The 17,028-nt window shown below is 58.9% G+C and carries 14 protein-coding genes and 1 other RNA gene; 3 read left to right on the top strand and 12 right to left on the bottom strand.

The window, feature by feature from the left end; translation table 11 throughout:
- Positions 1-201: 201 nt before the first annotated feature.
- From gcvP to ACL2XJ_RS12190, 7 genes are all read right to left on the bottom strand, one after another.
- Positions 202-3,066: an aminomethyl-transferring glycine dehydrogenase gene (gene gcvP, locus ACL2XJ_RS12220; protein WP_413726616.1), complete on the bottom strand. Its 2,865-nt coding sequence runs from the start codon at positions 3,064-3,066 to the stop codon at positions 202-204.
- Between the two features lie 90 nt (positions 3,067-3,156).
- Positions 3,157-3,564 carry a glycine cleavage system protein GcvH gene (gene gcvH, locus ACL2XJ_RS12215; protein WP_203522762.1) on the bottom strand — a complete coding sequence of 136 codons (408 nt, stop codon included), beginning with the start codon at positions 3,562-3,564 and terminating at the stop codon, positions 3,157-3,159.
- Positions 3,565-3,586: 22 nt separating this feature from the next.
- Positions 3,587-4,687 carry a glycine cleavage system aminomethyltransferase GcvT gene (gene gcvT / locus ACL2XJ_RS12210; protein ID WP_413726615.1) on the bottom strand — a complete coding sequence of 367 codons (1,101 nt, stop codon included), beginning with the start codon at positions 4,685-4,687 and terminating at the stop codon, positions 3,587-3,589.
- A 421-nt stretch (positions 4,688-5,108) separates the two neighbouring features.
- Complete coding sequence (gene ubiI / locus ACL2XJ_RS12205) at positions 5,109-6,338, bottom strand: FAD-dependent 2-octaprenylphenol hydroxylase (protein WP_413726614.1); 1,230 nt, start codon at positions 6,336-6,338, stop codon at positions 5,109-5,111.
- 28 nt (positions 6,339-6,366) lie between these two features.
- A complete protein-coding gene (ubiH, locus tag ACL2XJ_RS12200; protein ID WP_132923363.1) occupies positions 6,367-7,545 on the bottom strand; it encodes a 2-octaprenyl-6-methoxyphenyl hydroxylase in 1,179 nt (392 codons plus the stop codon).
- A gap of 3 nt (positions 7,546-7,548) precedes the next feature.
- A complete protein-coding gene (pepP, locus tag ACL2XJ_RS12195; protein WP_413726613.1) occupies positions 7,549-8,862 on the bottom strand; it encodes a Xaa-Pro aminopeptidase in 1,314 nt (437 codons plus the stop codon).
- An 82-nt stretch (positions 8,863-8,944) separates the two neighbouring features.
- Positions 8,945-9,526, bottom strand: a complete 582-nt coding sequence (locus tag ACL2XJ_RS12190) for a YecA family protein (RefSeq protein WP_132923365.1) — start codon at positions 9,524-9,526, stop codon at positions 8,945-8,947.
- A gap of 198 nt (positions 9,527-9,724) precedes the next feature.
- Here ACL2XJ_RS12190 and zapA point away from each other — a divergent pair, with 198 nt between their 5' ends.
- The 3 genes from zapA (at position 9,725) to ACL2XJ_RS12175 (ending at position 10,960) form a co-directional block, all read left to right on the top strand.
- Positions 9,725-10,054, top strand: a complete 330-nt coding sequence (zapA, locus tag ACL2XJ_RS12185) for a cell division protein ZapA (RefSeq protein WP_131867692.1) — start codon at positions 9,725-9,727, stop codon at positions 10,052-10,054.
- Positions 10,055-10,153: 99 nt separating this feature from the next.
- Positions 10,154-10,337, top strand: a non-coding RNA gene (ssrS, locus tag ACL2XJ_RS12180) — 6S RNA.
- Positions 10,338-10,360: 23 nt separating this feature from the next.
- Entirely contained in the window at positions 10,361-10,960 is a 600-nt protein-coding gene (locus ACL2XJ_RS12175) for a 5-formyltetrahydrofolate cyclo-ligase (protein WP_132923366.1), read from the top strand.
- Positions 10,961-11,062: 102 nt separating this feature from the next.
- On the opposite strand, the gene ACL2XJ_RS12170 is transcribed toward ACL2XJ_RS12175, so the two are convergent.
- From ACL2XJ_RS12170 to serA, 5 genes are all read right to left on the bottom strand, one after another.
- Positions 11,063-11,821, bottom strand: coding sequence for a DeoR/GlpR family DNA-binding transcription regulator (locus ACL2XJ_RS12170; protein ID WP_132923367.1), 759 nt, complete (start codon positions 11,819-11,821; stop codon positions 11,063-11,065).
- Positions 11,822-11,867: 46 nt separating this feature from the next.
- Complete coding sequence (locus ACL2XJ_RS12165) at positions 11,868-12,881, bottom strand: D-threonate 4-phosphate dehydrogenase (RefSeq protein WP_413726886.1); 1,014 nt, start codon at positions 12,879-12,881, stop codon at positions 11,868-11,870.
- Complete coding sequence (dtnK, locus tag ACL2XJ_RS12160; protein WP_413726612.1) at positions 12,841-14,115, bottom strand: D-threonate kinase; 1,275 nt, start codon at positions 14,113-14,115, stop codon at positions 12,841-12,843. Before dtnK ends, ACL2XJ_RS12165 begins: the two co-directional genes overlap by 41 nt.
- Positions 14,112-15,065, bottom strand: a complete 954-nt coding sequence (locus ACL2XJ_RS12155; protein ID WP_413726611.1) for a 2-keto-3-deoxygluconate permease — start codon at positions 15,063-15,065, stop codon at positions 14,112-14,114. The genes dtnK and ACL2XJ_RS12155 overlap by 4 nt, the downstream gene beginning before the upstream one ends.
- A gap of 608 nt (positions 15,066-15,673) precedes the next feature.
- Complete coding sequence (serA, locus tag ACL2XJ_RS12150; RefSeq protein ID WP_132923370.1) at positions 15,674-16,906, bottom strand: phosphoglycerate dehydrogenase; 1,233 nt, start codon at positions 16,904-16,906, stop codon at positions 15,674-15,676.
- Between the last annotated feature and the right edge of the window lie 122 nt (positions 16,907-17,028).

Genomic DNA, 17,028 nt, shown 5'->3' with positions numbered 1-17,028 from the left:
AAACCCCATACAGCAATTTAACGAAGGGCCGCGAACGCCGGACCTGCAACGAGCGTGTTAAAGGGAGAGCGTGGCAATGAGGTCGAATCGGGCGTGGTTTTTCCGCCCGACCGAGTGCCTCATGGCGCGCTAGGCCCGCGATCGCCGGACCTGCAACGAGCGTGTTAAAGGGAGCGCATGCCGGCTCTGCCCGCCGTTTCCCTACTCGTAATCGCTTACCGGCACACAGGAACAGAACAGGTTGCGATCCCCATACACATCATCCAGCCGCTTGACGCTCGGCCAGTACTTATGCTCAAAGCCCGCCGGAAAAGCCGCCGTCTCACGGCTATAGGGATGAGTCCACTCCCCCGCCAGCTCGCGCTCGATATGCGGCGCGTTAACCAGCGGATTATCCTCCAGCGGCCACTCCCCTTTAGCAACTCTATCAATCTCGCCGCGAATCGCCAGCATGGCGTCGATAAAGCGATCCAGCTCCCCCTGGCTTTCCGATTCGGTGGGCTCCACCATCAGCGTACCGGCCACCGGGAACGACATGGTGGGCGCATGGAAACCATAGTCGATCAAACGCTTGGCGATATCCATTTCACTGATACCGGTCGCCTCCTTCAGCGGACGGATATCCAGAATACACTCATGGGCCACCCGGCCGTCGCGACCGCTGTAGAGCACCGGAAACGCGGCGTTCAAACGGCTGGCGATATAGTTAGCATTCAAAATCGCCACCTGGCTGGCCTGTTTGAGACCCTCGGCCCCCATCATGCGAATATACATCCAGCTGATGGGCAGAATGGAGGCGCTGCCGAACGGCGCGGCGGCGACCGCGCCCTGCCGGGTCAGCACGCCGTCCATATGCAGCACCGCATGGCCCGGAACAAACGGCGCCAAATGGGCTTTCACGCCGATGGGTCCCATACCCGGTCCGCCGCCGCCATGGGGAATGCAGAATGTTTTATGCAGGTTAAGATGCGACACGTCCGCGCCGATATAGCCCGGCGAGGTAATGCCCACCTGGGCGTTCATATTGGCGCCGTCCAGGTAAACCTGGCCGCCGTACTGATGAACTATCTGGCACACCTCGCGGATCGTCTCTTCGTAAACGCCGTGGGTGGAAGGATAGGTCACCATGATGCAGGACAGCTCATCGCCGGCCTGTTCGGCTTTCTCACGCAAATCGTGCAAATCGATATTGCCGTGCTTATCGCAGGCCACCACAATAACCGACATACCCGCCATCTGCGCCGAGGCCGGATTGGTGCCGTGGGCTGAGCTGGGGATAAGGCAGATATGGCGGTTGCCCTCATTACGGCTCTCATGATAGCGCCGTATGGTCAGCATGCCGGCATACTCGCCCTGGGCGCCGGAGTTGGGCTGCATGCACAGCGCGTCATAGCCGGTCAACTGCACCAGCCAACGGGAGAGCTGCGCTATCATCTGCTGATAGCCGGCAGCCTGTTCCGGCGGGCAGAACGGATGCAGTTCGGCGAACTCCGGCCAGGTAATGGGGATCATTTCCGCGGCGGCGTTCAGCTTCATGGTGCACGAGCCCAGGGGGATCATCGCCTGGTTCAGCGCCAAGTCTTTGTTCTCCAACCGGTGCATATACCGCATCATGTCGGTTTCGCTATGATAGCGGTTAAAGACCGGATGGGTCAGGATGGGGGTGGTACGCAGCCATTGCGCCGGAATCACCTCGCCGATGCCGGCATCCAGGGCATCGATATCCAGCGCCTGCCGGCTGCCGGTGAGAATGGCATACAGGGCGGCGATATCCTCGCGCCCGGTGGTTTCATCCAGGGTAATCCCCACCGCGCCGTCCAGGTCGGCACGCAGGTTAACGCCGGCTTCCCGCGCGCGCTCCAGCACCGCGGCCTTATCCGCCACATCCAGCGTCAGGGTATCGAACCAGCGGGCAAAACGCGGCGTGATGCCGGCGGCGGTCAAGCCCGCCGCCAGGATCGAGGTCAGGCGGTGGATACGCCCGGCGATACGTTTAAGCCCGGCCGGTCCGTGGTAAACGGCATACAAGCCGGCGATATTCGCCAGCAGAACCTGCGAGGTGCAAATATTGGAATTGGCCTTTTCGCGCCGGATATGCTGCTCGCGGGTTTGCATCGCCATGCGCAGGGCGGTATTGCCCGCCGCGTCGCGGGAAACGCCGATAATGCGGCCCGGCATGGAACGTTTCACCTCGTCGCGGGCGGCGAAAAATGCCGCGTGCGGTCCGCCGTACCCCATAGGTACGCCAAAACGCTGGGAAGAACCGAACACCACATCGGCCCCCTGGGCCCCCGGCGCCGCCAAAAGCACCAGCGCCATCATGTCCGCCGCCACGCAGCTGACTATCCGGCGGGCTTTCAGGGCCGCCAGCAGTTCGCGGTAATCATGGAGCTCTCCGGTGGTGCCTACCTGCTGCAGCAAGACGCCGAATACCCCCGGCTGTTCAAGCGCCGCTTCGGCTTGGCCCACCACCAGATCGAAACCGAAGGTGCGCGCCCGGGTGCGCACGACATCCAGCGTCTGCGGGTGCACATCGTCGGCGACAAAAAAGCAGTTGGCCTGTTTCAGTTTACTGGCGCGTTTGGCCAGCGCCATGGCTTCCGCCGCCGCGGTGGCTTCATCCAGCAGCGAGGCGGAAGCGATATCCAGGCCGGTCAAGTCCAGCGTCAGCTGTTGAAAATTCAGCAAGGCTTCCAGCCTGCCCTGCGACACCTCCGGCTGGTAAGGCGTATAGGCGGTATACCAGCCCGGGTTCTCCAGCATGTTGCGCAAAATCACCGGCGGGGTGATGACCGCACTGTAGCCCATGCCGATATAGGTTTTGCAGATCCGGTTACGGCCGGCAATGGCTTTCAGCTCAGCCAGCGCCCGGGCTTCGGTGGCGGCCTCGCCCACCGCCGGCGGGGCGGAAAGCTGAATATCCGCGGGAACGATTTGGCCAATCAGCGCGTCCAGAGTGGCGGCGCCGACGGCTGAAAGCATATGCGCCCGCTGTTCCGGGGAAGGGCCGATATGGCGCTGTATAAACGCGTCATGGTGTTCAAGCTGGCTGAGAGTCTGGGTCATAAACTACAATTCCTGCATCGGGCATGGGACGGGGGAAATCACAAACGGGTCGGGAAAAGCCCCGGATGGTTCACCGGGGCCGTGCGGCGGTTATTCGTCTTCGTCGTCTTCTTCGTCGAGGGTGGCCTCATAGGCATCGGCATCGAGCAATGCGGCTACTTCACTCTCGTCGGCGGCTTTGATTTGAAACAGCCAGCCTTCGGTATAAGGCGCGCTGTTCACCAGCTCCGGCGAAGCTTCAAGCTCTTCATTCACCGCCACGATTTCACCGCTGATGGGCGCGTAGATATCCGAAGCGGCCTTTACCGACTCGGCCACGGCGCAATCATCGCTGGCGGCGAATTCGGCGCCCACTTCCGGCAGATCGATAAATACCATGTCTCCCAGCAACTCCTGGGCATGTTCGGTGATACCGACGCTGTAAACGCCTTCGCCCTCGTCACGGACCCACTCATGGGACGTGGTGTATTTTAGTTCTTTAGGCACGCTGCTGCTCATCGCCATCCTCACTCTCGCAAAGTTAAAATTGAACGACCGGTTTACCGGCGCGGACAAAACCGGGTTTGGTCACCTTAACCGGCATTTCGCGGTTACGGATTAATACTATAGCCTGCTCGCCGATACCTGCGGGTACGCGGGCCAGGGCAATACTGACCCCGAGCGTCGGGGAAAAGGAGCCGCTGGTGATGATCCCCGTCTGCCGGTTGCCGTTGCTGTCGGTGAAATGCACCGTTTGTTCGTTGCGCAGCACCCCTTTTTCGGTCAGCACCAGGCCCACCAGCTGTTCGGTGCCGGCGCGGCGCTGGGCTTCCAGCGCCTCACGGCCGATAAAATCACGGTCTTCCGGCTGCCAGGTGATGGTCCAGCCCATGTTGGCGGCCAGGGGCGAAATTCTTTCGTCCATTTCCTGCCCATATAAATTCATGCCGGCTTCGAGGCGCAGGGTATCCCGCGCTCCCAGGCCACAGGGTTTGACCCCGGCTGACAGCAATTGTTGCCAGAACGACTCCACCCGGGTTTTCGGCAGGGCGATTTCATAGCCCGCCTCGCCGGTATAGCCGGTAGTGGCGATAAACAAATCCTGCGACTGCACGCCGAAAAAGGGCTTCATACAGGCCACCGCCGCCAGCTGCTCGGGCGTAAAGAGCGTCCGCGCCTTGGCCTGGGCCTGCGGTCCCTGCACGGCGATCAACGCTAAATCGTCACGCACGGTTACCCGGACATTAAACGGTTCGGCATGGTCCGTGACCCAGGCAACGTCTTTTTCGCGGGTGGCGGAATTCACCACCAGGCGGAAATCCTCTTCAGCCAGGAAATAAACGATCAAATCGTCAATCACGCCGCCGGACGCATTCAGCATCCCGGTGTACAGGGCCTTGCCCGGCTGGGTCAGCTTTGCCACATCATTGGCCAGCAGGTAGCGCAAAAATTCGCGGGTGCGGGATCCCTGGAGATCGATGATGGTCATATGGGAAACATCGAACATGCCGGCGTCCCGGCGGACCTGGTGATGCTCCTCCAGTTGCGAACCATAATGCAACGGCATCATCCAGCCATGGAAATCCACCATTTTTGCGCCGCACGCGATGTGCTGTTCGTACAGCGATGTCAGCTGGGCCATCTTTTCTCTCTTTGTGGTCAATTCAGACGATATAACCGCCATGCTTCACGTTGCATTACATTGGCTTTATTGCAACTCGAATTATTGAGGCTATACAACAAATGTCCTGGAAGGCGCCGACGCTTTCGGCCTATACGAAAAATAAGCTTCCATCGGCGCAAACGATACCTTTTGCCAGAAGTTACCACCTAATCCAGGGGGAAACCATAAATTAAATTATCCCGCCGGGAAGTATAATGTTAAACGACGCTCCCCGCCTCATCAGCATGATATGCTGACAAAGGGATTATAACGGCGCACAAACGGTAAATCGGAGGACCTCAACGCAAAATTTGATAACAAAAAACCCCGACGAAACGCTGTTGGAATACGTTTTGCCGAGGCTTCGGATTAGAAATAATAATGAAAAAAAACCCTTGGATTAGATTTTTTCAGTCGAACGGGCGTCTTCATCCAGCCAGGCCGGCAGTTCGGTAAGCCCCATGGCCTGCCGGATCAGGCGAGGTTTTACACCGGGCAGCGTATCCGCTAAACGCAATCCGGCGTCACGAACCCATTTTTTGAGGGGATTGTTGCCGTCAAACAGCTCACGCAGGGCCTGCATGCCCGCCAGCATAACGGCGGCGCTGTGCTTGCGGCGCCGTTCATAGCGGCGCAGATAGGCATAATGGCCGATATCCTTGCCGGCGATTTGCAATCGCTGCAGTTCAGACAGCAATTCGGCCACATCCATCAATCCCAGATTCACCCCCTGCCCCGCCAGCGGATGGACGGTATGCGCCGCGTCTCCCACCAGCACCAGACGGTGCGCGGCGAAATCCCGGGCATAGCGGCCGGTAAGGGGGAATGTCAACCGTTCGCTTTCCAGCGTGCATAAACCGAGGGCCAGATTAAAGTGTCGGGCCAATTGCGCGGTGAATTGCTCCGCCGGCATTTGCCGCCGCTGCTCCGCCGACTCCGGCGGCAGGGACCAGACGATGGAACAGACATCGGGCTGCGCCAGCGGCAGAAACGCCAGAATTCCGTCGCCGTGAAACGCCTGGCGGGCGATGCCGCCGTGGGGGCGCTCGGTACGCACGGTGGCTACCAGGGCATGATGCTGGTAATCCCAGAAAGTCAGCGGAATATCGGCATAGCGCCGCAGCCAGGAATCGGCGCCGTCCGCCCCCACCACCAGCCTGGCGGTCAGCATCCGATCGTCATCCAGGGTAATAAACGCCTCGTTTTCGCCCCAGGCTACTTGCCGTAGCGACGCCGGGCAAAACAGCTCGACATCCGATAACCCGGCGGCCCGGCGCCACAGTGCCTGATGGATGACCGGATTTTCGATAATGTGCCCAAGCTGCTCGAATCCCAAGGGACCGCCGTCAAAGGCGATTTTACCGAAGCTGTCGTTATCCCAGACTTCCATGCCCCGGTAGGGCGTGGCGCGCACCGCGACGATATCGTCCCATACCCGGACATGCCGCAACAGGCGCTGACTGGCGGCATTGATGGCGGAGACCCGAAGCGCCGGGCTTTCGGCCGGGGGAATCGCTTCCGGCATCCGCTGCTCCACCACCGCGACGCGCAAGCCGCTGCCCTGCAGACCGCAGGCCAGGGTCAAACCCACCATTCCGCCGCCGTTGATCACCACATCGAATGCTTGCATAGCTGAAGTCCTTGTTGAAGGCCGGAAATTAACGCTCCACCCAGCCCAGGGTGCGTCGCGCGAGGGTGTCCCGCAGCCAGGGTGAATGCGCCATGGCCAGCAGCCCCAGATTACGGGCAATCACCAGCGGCGGGTGCCCGTTGGCAAACACGTCGATTAGCCCGTCGGTAATGCCTACCGTTCCGGACTGATCGGGCAACCGACGCTGTTGATAGCGCTGCAATACCGCATAGCCGCCGGGATCGAGCCCCTGTCCCGCCGCGTCCGCCAGCGTCTCCGCCAGGGTCATCACGTCGCGCAACCCCAGATTGAACCCCTGCCCGGCGATGGGGTGCAGGGTTTGCGCCGCATTGCCCACCAGCGCCAGGCGATGGGAGATATGATGCGAGGCGGTACGCAGGTGCAGGGGATAAATCTGCCGTTGCCCCACGGTAACAATCCGCCCGAGGGACCAGCCGAACGCCGTCTGCAACGCCTCCCGGAACCGGGCGTCATCCCAGGCGCCGACCTCTTCCCGCCGTGACTCGGGCAAGCACCAGACCAGCGCGCTGCGTCCCCCCGACAAGGGCAGTAACGCCAGCGGCCCGTGTTCGGTAAAGCGCTCAAAGGCCCTGCCCCGGTGGGGCATGGCGGTGGAAACGTTGGCAATGACCGCCAGTTGCCGGTAATCCTGCTGCCGCCACTGGATATTGCATTGCCGGGCCACGGGAGAATGGGAACCGTCCGCCGCCACCGCCAGCCGGCCGGTCAATACCCCGCCGTTATCCAGCCGCACTTCCACATCGTCCCGGCGCCGGGTCAGGGTGGCGACGGTGGCGGGACAATGCAGCCTGACGCCGGGCGCCCGGCGCAACAGCGAAAACAGCCGCTGCCCCGCGTCATGCAGCTCCACCACGTAACCCAGCGCGGGCACCCGGTAATCCCCGGCGTCAAGCCGCACCTTGCCGAGGTGGCCGCGATCGCTGACCTGCACCTGGGTAATGGCGGTAGCGCCGGGCATCAGCGCCGGCCAGACGCCTATAGCGGTTAATTGCCGGCAGGTCCCCTGGGCAAGGGCAATGGACCGGCCGTCATAGCCGGGGTGGCGATGGCTTTCAGGAGCGGCGCTTTCCACCAGATCGATGTCGAGCCGCCCCCCGGTCAGATGGGACAATGCCAGCGCCAGGGTGGCGCCGGCCATGCCGCCGCCAATGATGATTACCGTCATGAATTAGCGCGCCGCCGCCATTAGCGCTTCGATGGCGTCCGGATCCTTCACCACCGAATCGGTAAGGTTTTCGTTGCCCTGTTCGGTAATGAGGATGTTATCTTCGATGCGGATGCCGATACCGCGATAGGCTGGAGGCACGTCTGCATCCAGAGCGATATAGATGCCCGGCTCAATGGTCAGCACCATGCCCGGCGCCAGGATCCGGCCCCGTTCGGGCGTACCGTAATCCCCCACGTCATGGACATCCATCCCCAGCCAGTGGCTCAGCCCGTGCATGAAGAAACGCCGATGGGCCTGCTGGCCGATCAGGGTGGTTACGTCACCCTTCAGGACCCCCAGCTTCACCAGGCCGGTTACCATGATTTTCACCACTTCCTCGGTCACGTCGCGGATACTGGTGCCCGGTTTGAAGAGCGCCAGCGAGGCATTCAGCGACGCCAGCACGATTTCATAGACGGCACGCTGTTCGGCGCTGAACTTGCCGCCCACCGGGAAGGTCCGGGTGATATCCCCCGCATAGCCCCGATACTCGCAGCCGGCGTCAATCAGCACCAGATCGCCGTCTTTCATGATCGCTTCATTTTCGGTGTAATGCAGAATGCAGCCGTTCACACCGCTGCCGACAATAGTGTTATAAGAGGGGAAACGCGCGCCGTGGCGGTTGAATTCGTGCAGGATTTCCCCTTCCAGCTGATATTCATACATGCCCGGCCGGCAGGCCCGCATAGCGCGGGTATGGCCCAGGGCGGTGATTTCACCGGCGCGGCGCATCACGGCGATTTCTTCCGCCGATTTGAACAAGCGCAGCTCATGTGCCCAGGGACGCCAATCAGTCAGCGTAGCCGGCGCCTTTAACTGCTGGCGATAACCGCGCCGCAGCGTTGCCAGGGCATTGAACACCAGTTCGTCGGCGAACGGATATTCCCCCTGCGCGTGATACACCACATCCAGGCCGTTCAATAACAGGTGCAGCTGATTTTTGATCTCATCCCAGGGCAAGGCCCGATCCACCCCCAGCTTGGCCGGCGCGGCTTCCTGGCCCAGGCGGCGGCCGAACCAGGTTTCCGCGGTTAAATCCCGCACCCGGTTGAACAGTACGCTGTGATGGTGGGTTTCATCGCTTTTAATCAGGATCAGCGCGGCTTCGGGCTCGTTAAAGCCGGTGAAGTACCAGAAATCGCTGTTTTGACGATAAGGATATTCACTGTCGGCATTACGTGTCGCTTCCGGCGCAGCGAAAATTACGGCGGCGCTGGCCGGAGACATCTTTGCCAGTAACGCCTGACGACGGCGTAAATATTCTTGTTGAGTCATCACTCTCTCCTGCCTTTTCATGGTGATGGTATTGACCGGCTATCGCCGTGCCGGCGGCCTGATACCTGAGCGGGCCAAAGGCTCAATGCAAGGTCGGTTTGGGTTTTTCCTGCGGCGCGGATGATTCCGGGTGCGTAAAATCATTATGACAAAGAATCGCCGCCATACGGACATATTCGATGACTTCTTCCAGGGATTGCGCCAACTCCTCCTGATCTTCGTCTTCGTCATAACCCAGCTGGCCGATATTACGCAAATCGTCAATCGCCTCCCGCACCTCTCCTTTGACTTTATCCAGCTGGGGCTGGACAACTCCCAGCCCCAGCAGAAAATGATTGACCCAGCCCGCCAGGGCGTCCACCCGATCAAACACCGTCGCACTTTCGTCATCCGGCAGCAGCAGCTGGAACATGAACTCTTCGTCCTCCAAAGAGTGGGCGGTGCTCTCATGCAGCTGGCGCAAGGGTTCCGCCAGGGTCTGCGAGAAAGCCAGCCCTTCATTGGTCAACTCATGCACCAGGGTCTGCCAGCTGTGGTCCCGGTTTCCGCCGCACAGCATTCCGCTGATCAAACCATGCATTTCCGCCGACGTTAACGCCACCGCCTGCTGGGTAAGCAGCTGATTCAGATTTTCATAGTCCGGCAAGGTATTTTGTATAGACATGCGCTTTCATCGTCGTTGGCAGGATAAGTTCGTGTTATGCTACCACCAAGGTCCGTCGCTATACCAGAAAGGGCTTGTAACTTCTGTTTTATATAGATTGTTTTATATAGATTGATTATAGTAGCGTCCGCTTTTGCTCCCGCAATGGTGAAACGGGTGGCGATAAGCGTTGGCGCGGCAACAATGCAGGAAGGTGGTATGTCCGCACAACCGGTAGATATTCAAATATTCGGCCGCACGTTGAGGGTGAATTGCCCGCCGGAACAACAGGAAGCGTTGAACCAGGCGGCCGAGGATCTTAATCAGCGGTTGCAAGATCTTAAAGTTCGAACTAGAGTCACCAATACGGAACAGCTTGTTTTTATCGCGGCCTTGAACGTCTGTCACGAACTGGCGCAAGAAAGGTTGAAAACGCGCGATTATGCGGCCAATATGGAGCAGCGAATCCGGTTATTGCAGCAAACGATCGAACAAGCCTTGGTAGAGCAAGGACGGATTTCCGAACGTCCGGGAACGCAGTTCGAATAGCAGTATGCAGTTCGAACAGCGGCAAGGGGTTCGAATAGCGGCAAGCAGTACAAATAACGATAGTCGCCGGGGTTTCAGCCCGCGAATCGTACAAATAAAATTTCTCTGAGGTGTTCGCCAGCGGGCCAGTCCCCTGAGCCGATAATTTATACCACAAGAATGTGGCGATCTTTAACTGGTGCGCATGCTCGGTTCGTCCGAGAAGCCTTAAGGTTAGAACGCTGCGTTCACCTTGAACCATGGGTTCAAGGGTTACAGCCTGCGGCGGCATCTCGGAGATCCCCTTTCCATACCATCGTCTTTTCTATGACTCCAGCGTCGGACAAATCAATCCTGCGGCAGTCCATCCGCAATCAAATCCGTCAAGCACGGCGAGCGTTAAGCCCCCGGCAGCAGGCCGACGCCTCAAACGCGGTTACCGAACGCTTGCTGGCGCATCCGCGCATCGCCGCCGCCAAAACCCTGGCGCTGTTTTTATCCTTTGACGGCGAACTGGATACCCGGCCGATAATCGATGCCCTCCGCCGGCGCGGCCAGCAGATTTACCTGCCGGTGCTGCACCCGTTCAGCCCGGGACATTTGCTGTTCCTGCGCTATGATGCCGATACCCCGCTTACGGTCAACCGCCTGCGCATCAGCGAACCCAAACTGGATATCACCCGCCTGCTACCCCCGGCGCGGTTGGATGTGCTGTTTACCCCGCTGGTGGCGTTTGATGCACAGGGCCAGCGGCTCGGCATGGGCGGCGGTTTTTATGATCGCACCTTGCGGCACTGGCGGCGGGAATCGGGTTTTTACCCCATCGGTCTGGCCCATGATTGCCAGCAGGTGGAACAGGTGCCGGTTGAATCCTGGGATATCCCCCTGCCGGAAATCATCACGCCCTCTCGTCAATGGCAATGGTAAATCTCAATCACGCCTGAGACGGCGGTCACGCCAATGAGCTCCCTCCGGCCAATGGAATCAGTCGGCCTCATTGCGCCAAGCAAATCAAGCCGGCTTAGGCGGTCAGGCCAGCGTCAGGGTAAACGGCTGCTGCCGCAGAGCGGATTCAATCTCGGCGGGGATGCCGCGATCGGTTATCACCTGCGTCAGGTCGGACAGGGGCGATACGCAGAACAGGGAATAGGCGCCGTATTTGCTGCTGTCCGCCAGCAGCACCCGCCGACGGGCATTGGCAGCCAGATCCCGCTTCAGGCCGGCCTTCTCTTCGGTGGGGGTGGTGATGCCTTTGGGCAGGCTCCAGGAGTTGCAGCTGATAAAGGCGATATCCGGGTAGATATTGCGCAGCAGCTGGCGACCGTGCTCGCCGATACAGGACTGGCTGCTGTCATCGATACGGCCGCCGATGATGGTCACTTCGATCTGTTTGAATTCGGACAGAAGCAGGGCGATATGCAAATCGGCGGTAATCACCCGCAGCGGCAAATGGGTAAGGTTGCGCGCCAGTTCCAGCATGGTGGTGCCGGCATCCAGCACCACCGAATCGCCGGGCTGCACCAGCTGCGCCGCCAATTGGGCGATAGCCCTTTTTTCCGGCAGATTGCGCTGCATTTTTTCATTGGTGGTGGGCTGGCTCGGAACGAATCGGTTTAAAGTCACTCCACCATGGCTGCGGCTGATCACACCCTGTTCATCGAGTTTGATCAGATCGCGCCGGATGGTCGCAGGTGAAGCAGATACGGCCGCGACCAGTTGATCTACAGTGACCAGATTATGGCTTTTAAGAAAATCCATAATCTGATCCAGACGACTTTGTCCTTTCATAACATCCGCTTAACTGTATCATGACTATGCCATGACTATACCATGACTAGGCCAGTTGCATGGCTAACTGAATCGATATGGCCATGCTCTCAGACTTGGCTTTGCCTGTCCAGGCAATATCGAAGGCGGTACCGTGGTCGGCTGAAGTCCGAATAAAAGGCAGCCCGGCGGTGATATTCACTCCATCATAAAAACCAAGTAATTTCAACGGAATATGTCCCTGATCGTGATACATCGCCACCACCATGTCATATTGCCCTTCATAGGCTTGCAGGAAAACGGTATCCGGCGGACAGGGACCGAATACATTTATCTTTTGGGCCTTCATCTCCTCAATGGCCGGACCGACGATGGTAATCTCTTCATCGCCGAATAAACCATGTTCGCCGGCATGGGGGTTGACCCCGGCCACCGCGATGCGCGGCGCTGAAAATCCTACCCGTTTAAGAAAGGTATCGGCGATGCCGATAACCGTTTTGATGCGTTCGCGACTGAGCGTGTCAAGGAATTTCCGCAGCGCGATATGGGTGCTGACATGGATCACCTTCAGCTTATCGGTATAAAGCACCATGGCGAAATCGCGGCTGCCGGTCAGTTCGGCCAGCAGTTCGGTATGCCCCGGATAGATATGCCCGGCGGCATGCAGCGCTTCCTTGTTTAGGGGGGCGGTGGCTATCCCCTGCACCTCTCCCGCCATGGCCATGGCCGAGGCCTTGGCGATGCAGCGATAGGCCAAATCGCCGGCGGCGGGTTGCACTTGTCCCGCCACCAGCGCTGCCGGGTCCGCCAGCGGCACATCGATAACGTTAATGACGCCGGGGGCGAAAACTGCCCGATCCGCTCTTTCTATGGACTTCAGCTCCGCCGGCGGCGTAATGCCCAGTGCCTGAATGCGCCGAAGGGTTTGCAGACAGCCCACCACCACGGCCCTGCATCCGGACAGTTCGCCCTGCGCCAGGGATTTCAAAATAATTTCCGGACCGATGCCTGCCGGATCACCCATAGTGATTGCTATCGTTTTATTTACCACTGTACATCTCCTCAATAAAATAAAGTGCATCGCGCAAGGTGGTTTCATTACCAAAACCGCCGGCTTTGGTTATCACTGGTAAATCATCAATCTCACTGTTCACAAAAGTGCCGCAGGGCACACAGGGTGCCACCTCGGCGGCAATGCGATATCCCTCGGCCCCAAGCGCCCGGGCCACGGCGATGGCAATATCGCCGCCGGTGAGAAACAGTCCGCCGATTTGTGCGCCGGCGATGATTTGCCGGGTGATTTCGCCAAGACGTAAACCGATGTAATCCCCTAACTGCTGGCGCGTATAGCCGTAGCGGCGGCACAGCTCGTCAATGGCTTGCCGTGCCCCGACGTCACGACAGGTGCGCAACACGCAGTGCTGCCGATCCTCCAGCACCGTCACCGCCGCCCGGACATAAGGGAGGAGGGTTTCCGGTGCCGGCGACGCCAGCAGTGTTTCCACATCGATATCCACGATGCCCAGCGACTTCTCACGTGCGGCATACGCTATTTGCCGCTGGGTTATTTCACTCATGGACCCGGCCACCGCCAATACCGGCAGGCGCTGTTTGGGCGTGAGATAGCTCGCGGGGGGCAAGGCGTTGGCCAGGCCCGCGGCGCCGACCAAAATATAAGAAGTCGTCAAATTGCCCACCGCCTGGGCTATTTGCACCAAATCACCATCGTGTTCGGCATCCATGACCACACAGCAGGGTCCTTTGGTCGCCAATTGCTGCAAAAAAACGCTAAGCTCGCTGCCCCGGACAGTCTCAAGGCATGCCTCGTAAACCGGCAATGTGCTTTGTAAACCGATCAGCGTGCCGATATGCGAGGATAAAATCGGTGTTTTCGGATCGCTGGCAAACTCGGTTTCCACCAGGGGAATTCCCTGGACCAGACACTGGCCCTCGCGGGTGGTGCGGCCCGCGGCCGGAATGGCGGCGGCGATAATGGCAAGCATTGCGCCGCTTGCCTTCATGGCGGCGGCGATCTCCGCCCCGACGTTACCGCGAAAAGTAGAGTCGATTTTTTTGTAGATAATCGGTTGCCCGGCTTTTTCCTGAAAAAACGGCCGCAGCGCCTCGCTGACCTTCAGCCCCGCCTCCTCCGCGCTCAGCGCACGGCTTTCAGTATTGATAACCAGAACATCGGCCCGCGGCGACACGGTAGCCCGCTCGTCAAGCAGCACCTCGGTTCTCGCCCCCTTCTTCGCCAACTGCACGCCGGTGTCGTTAGCCCCGGTAAAATCATCGGCCACCACTACCAGTTTCATGCTTTATTCTCCCGAAGTACGGATGCTGCATTACGTTTTGCCACCCAGGCACAAAGCAACGGGGTCAGGATGGCGGTCGTAATCACCGATGCGGCAATCAGCGGTGCGGCGGCGGCGGCGGCCGACGCCATGGTAGGATCGGCCTGGGCTATGGCCAGCGGAGTCGCCACGGCGTTGCCCGCGGTGCTTGATGCCGCGGCGCCGGCGATCCCCGATCCCCCCACCAGCCGATCGACCCGTATATTAAAGAAACCGCCCAGGACGGTGACCAGGATGCCCAGCACAACCCCGGCCACCCCGCCTTTTACCAGCATATCAAGATTAATGCCCGCCCCCAGAGCGAAGGCGAACAGCGGAATCAAAATCGGACCGCCGCGGGTAAGAAAATCACGCATTTGATGATCAAGGTTACCCAAAATCATGCCCACCACAATCGGCACCAATACCGCCACCAGCGCCATAAACGGAATATTAGCCATCCCCGCCGCCCCCAGGGCTATCATGGTAAACAGCGGGCCGTCCCCCAGGGACAAAATGGAAATGGCCCCCAGATCCCGTTCGGTGCCATACTCACCCACCAGCGCGGCGTAAAGACCACCGTTGGCATTCGCCATCGCCACGATAACCGTCAGGCTGGAAAGGCCGTAGATACCGCCGGTGCCAAACAAATGTTCAATACCAAAGCCTAACACCACCCCCACCAAAACCTTGGTCACCGTGATGGTGGTCCCTTGCAGCAACGCCCGCGGAGCGGCCTTAAAACTGATACCGGCCCCCATGCAGAGTAAAAATGCGCCGATAAGCGGCAGGGCGCCGTGCTTAAACAGCGCCGAAGTAAACCCCCCGATCTCCAGCGATTGCGGCGCAAAGGTATTGAGTAAAGCGGCGAGAATCAGCGGGACCAGCATCATCCCCCCCGGCATTCTCTCAATGGTTGCTTTGATTTTCATTCTGCCCTCACATGTATGATTACATTTAATCATAATGATTATATTGAGTCAAAATATAAAAAATGCGATCTAGATCTGATTATTACCAGTCATGATAAACAGAAATGATTATGAATAAGACCAATTTGATTGAATAGAATCACAACAGCACAATCGCCCGTTGAAGGGGGGTTGCATATTAAAGGGAGTCGCGTGTTAAAGGGAGACTCTGACAATGGGGTCGAATCGGGCGTGGTTTTCCCGCCCGACCGAGCGCCCCATGGCGCGGTAGGCCCGCAGACACCGGGCGTGCAGCAAACCTGTTAAAGGGAGACCGTGACAATGGGGTCGAATCGGGCGTGGTTTTCCCGCCCGATCGAGCGCCCCATGGCGCGGTAGGCCCGCAGACACCGGGAGTGCAGCGAACCTGTTAAAGGGAGACCGTGACAATGGGGTCGAATCGGGCGTGGTTTTCCCGCCCGACCGAGCGCCCCATGGCGCGGTAGGCCCGCAAACACCGGGAGTGCAGCGAACCTGTTAAAGGGAGACCGTACCAACGGGGATGCAGCGGCTATCTCGCAGCCGCCGCAGTCCCCCAAGGCGCCGGCCCCCGCCCTGGGGCCAAAACCTCAGTACAGCAAACGCGCCCGGATCGTGCCGGGTATCGCCTTAAGCAATTGCAAAGCGGTATTTTCCGCATCGGTTTCCACGTCTATCACCACATAGCCGATATCCGCCGTGGTTTGCAGATACTGGGCGGCAATATTAATGCTCTGTTCGGCGAAAATCTGGTTGATACGGGTCAAAATACCGGGACGGTTCTCATGAATATGCAGCAGCCGGCTGACGTTTTCACCATGCTCCGGCAAAGAAACCTCCGGGAAATTCACCGCGGACAGAGTAGACCCGTTATCGGAATATTTCGCCAGCTTACCCGCCACCTCCGTACCGATATTCTCCTGCGCTTCCTGGGTCGACCCGCCGATATGCGGCGTCAGGATAACATTATCGAATTCGCACAGGGGCGAAACAAACGGATCGGTATTGGTGGCCGGTTCTTCAGGGAAAACGTCCACGGCGGCGCCGGCAAGATGTTTACTGGCCAGAGCGTCGCACAGCGCCGGAATATCCACCACCGTACCGCGCGCGGCGTTGATAAACAGCGCGCCTTTTTTCATCTGGCCGAATTCCGCCGAGCTCATCATATTCCGAGTAGACTGGGTATCGGGCACATGCAGGGTCACCACATCGCTGAGGCCAAGCAATTCCGGCAGCGAATCCACCTGATGGGCATTGCCCAGCGGCAGCTTGCTCTCGATATCGTAAAAGTAAACCTGCATACCCAGGCCTTCCGCCAGGATACCCAATTGCGTACCGATATGGCCGTAACCGATGATGCCCAGCTTTTTGCCCCGGGCTTCGTAGCTGCCCTGGGCCTGCTTGTTCCACTGGCCGCGATGGGCTTTGGCATTGGCTTCCGGCACACCGCGGATCATCAGCAGCATCTCGCCGATGACCAGCTCGGCCACGGAACGCGTATTGGAAAAAGGCGCATTGAATACCGGCACGCCCCGTTTCAGCGCGGCCTTGAGATCAACCTGATTGGTGCCGATACAAAAGCAGCCCACCGCCACCAATTTTTCCGCGGCGGCAAACACCTCTTCCGTCAGGTTGGTGCGGGATCGGATGCCGACGAAATGCGCATCGCGAATGGATGCCTTCAATGACTCGGTGTCCAATGCGCCTTTATGGTATTCGATATTGGTATAACCGGCATGCCGCAGATTATCGATGGCGGTCTGATGCACGCCCTCTACCAATAGAAATTTGATTTTGTCTTTTTCCAACGATACTTTCGCCATTTCCCGACCCTTTTTGATACTTCAGAAGCGGCTGCAAAACACAGCACCCGGACAAAATAACAAATATTGCCGCATCGGCAAGTTCATTGACCAAAGTCCGCCCAGCACAAGCGCCGAACATA

Origin of the sequence: Sodalis sp. RH16 (assembly GCF_047324245.1) — a bacterium.
GTDB lineage: Bacteria > Pseudomonadota > Gammaproteobacteria > Enterobacterales > Enterobacteriaceae > Acerihabitans > Acerihabitans ligni.
The sequence above is the reverse complement of the archived record's forward strand: the minus strand, read 5'-3'. Positions and strand labels throughout refer to the sequence as shown.

What these genes read in the sequence shown, in the direction of transcription:
- ACL2XJ_RS12175 (WP_132923366.1), top strand. Translation starts at nt 10,361, where the DNA reads ATGACTCCAGCGTCGGACAAATCAATCCTGCGGCAGTCCATCCGCAAT.
- dtnK (WP_413726612.1), bottom strand. Translation starts at nt 14,115, where the DNA reads ATGAAACTGGTAGTGGTGGCCGATGATTTTACCGGGGCTAACGACACC.
- ACL2XJ_RS12190 (WP_132923365.1), bottom strand. Translation starts at nt 9,526, where the DNA reads ATGTCTATACAAAATACCTTGCCGGACTATGAAAATCTGAATCAGCTG.
- zapA (WP_131867692.1), top strand. Translation starts at nt 9,725, where the DNA reads ATGTCCGCACAACCGGTAGATATTCAAATATTCGGCCGCACGTTGAGG.
- serA (WP_132923370.1), bottom strand. Translation starts at nt 16,906, where the DNA reads ATGGCGAAAGTATCGTTGGAAAAAGACAAAATCAAATTTCTATTGGTA.
- ACL2XJ_RS12170 (WP_132923367.1), bottom strand. Translation starts at nt 11,821, where the DNA reads ATGAAAGGACAAAGTCGTCTGGATCAGATTATGGATTTTCTTAAAAGC.
- ACL2XJ_RS12165 (WP_413726886.1), bottom strand. Translation starts at nt 12,881, where the DNA reads ATGCACTTTATTTTATTGAGGAGATGTACAGTGGTAAATAAAACGATA.
- gcvT (WP_413726615.1), bottom strand. Translation starts at nt 4,687, where the DNA reads ATGGCCCAGCTGACATCGCTGTACGAACAGCACATCGCGTGCGGCGCA.
- ACL2XJ_RS12155 (WP_413726611.1), bottom strand. Translation starts at nt 15,065, where the DNA reads ATGAAAATCAAAGCAACCATTGAGAGAATGCCGGGGGGGATGATGCTG.
- gcvH (WP_203522762.1), bottom strand. Translation starts at nt 3,564, where the DNA reads ATGAGCAGCAGCGTGCCTAAAGAACTAAAATACACCACGTCCCATGAG.
- gcvP (WP_413726616.1), bottom strand. Translation starts at nt 3,066, where the DNA reads ATGACCCAGACTCTCAGCCAGCTTGAACACCATGACGCGTTTATACAG.
- ubiH (WP_132923363.1), bottom strand. Translation starts at nt 7,545, where the DNA reads ATGACGGTAATCATCATTGGCGGCGGCATGGCCGGCGCCACCCTGGCG.
- ubiI (WP_413726614.1), bottom strand. Translation starts at nt 6,338, where the DNA reads ATGCAAGCATTCGATGTGGTGATCAACGGCGGCGGAATGGTGGGTTTG.
- pepP (WP_413726613.1), bottom strand. Translation starts at nt 8,862, where the DNA reads ATGACTCAACAAGAATATTTACGCCGTCGTCAGGCGTTACTGGCAAAG.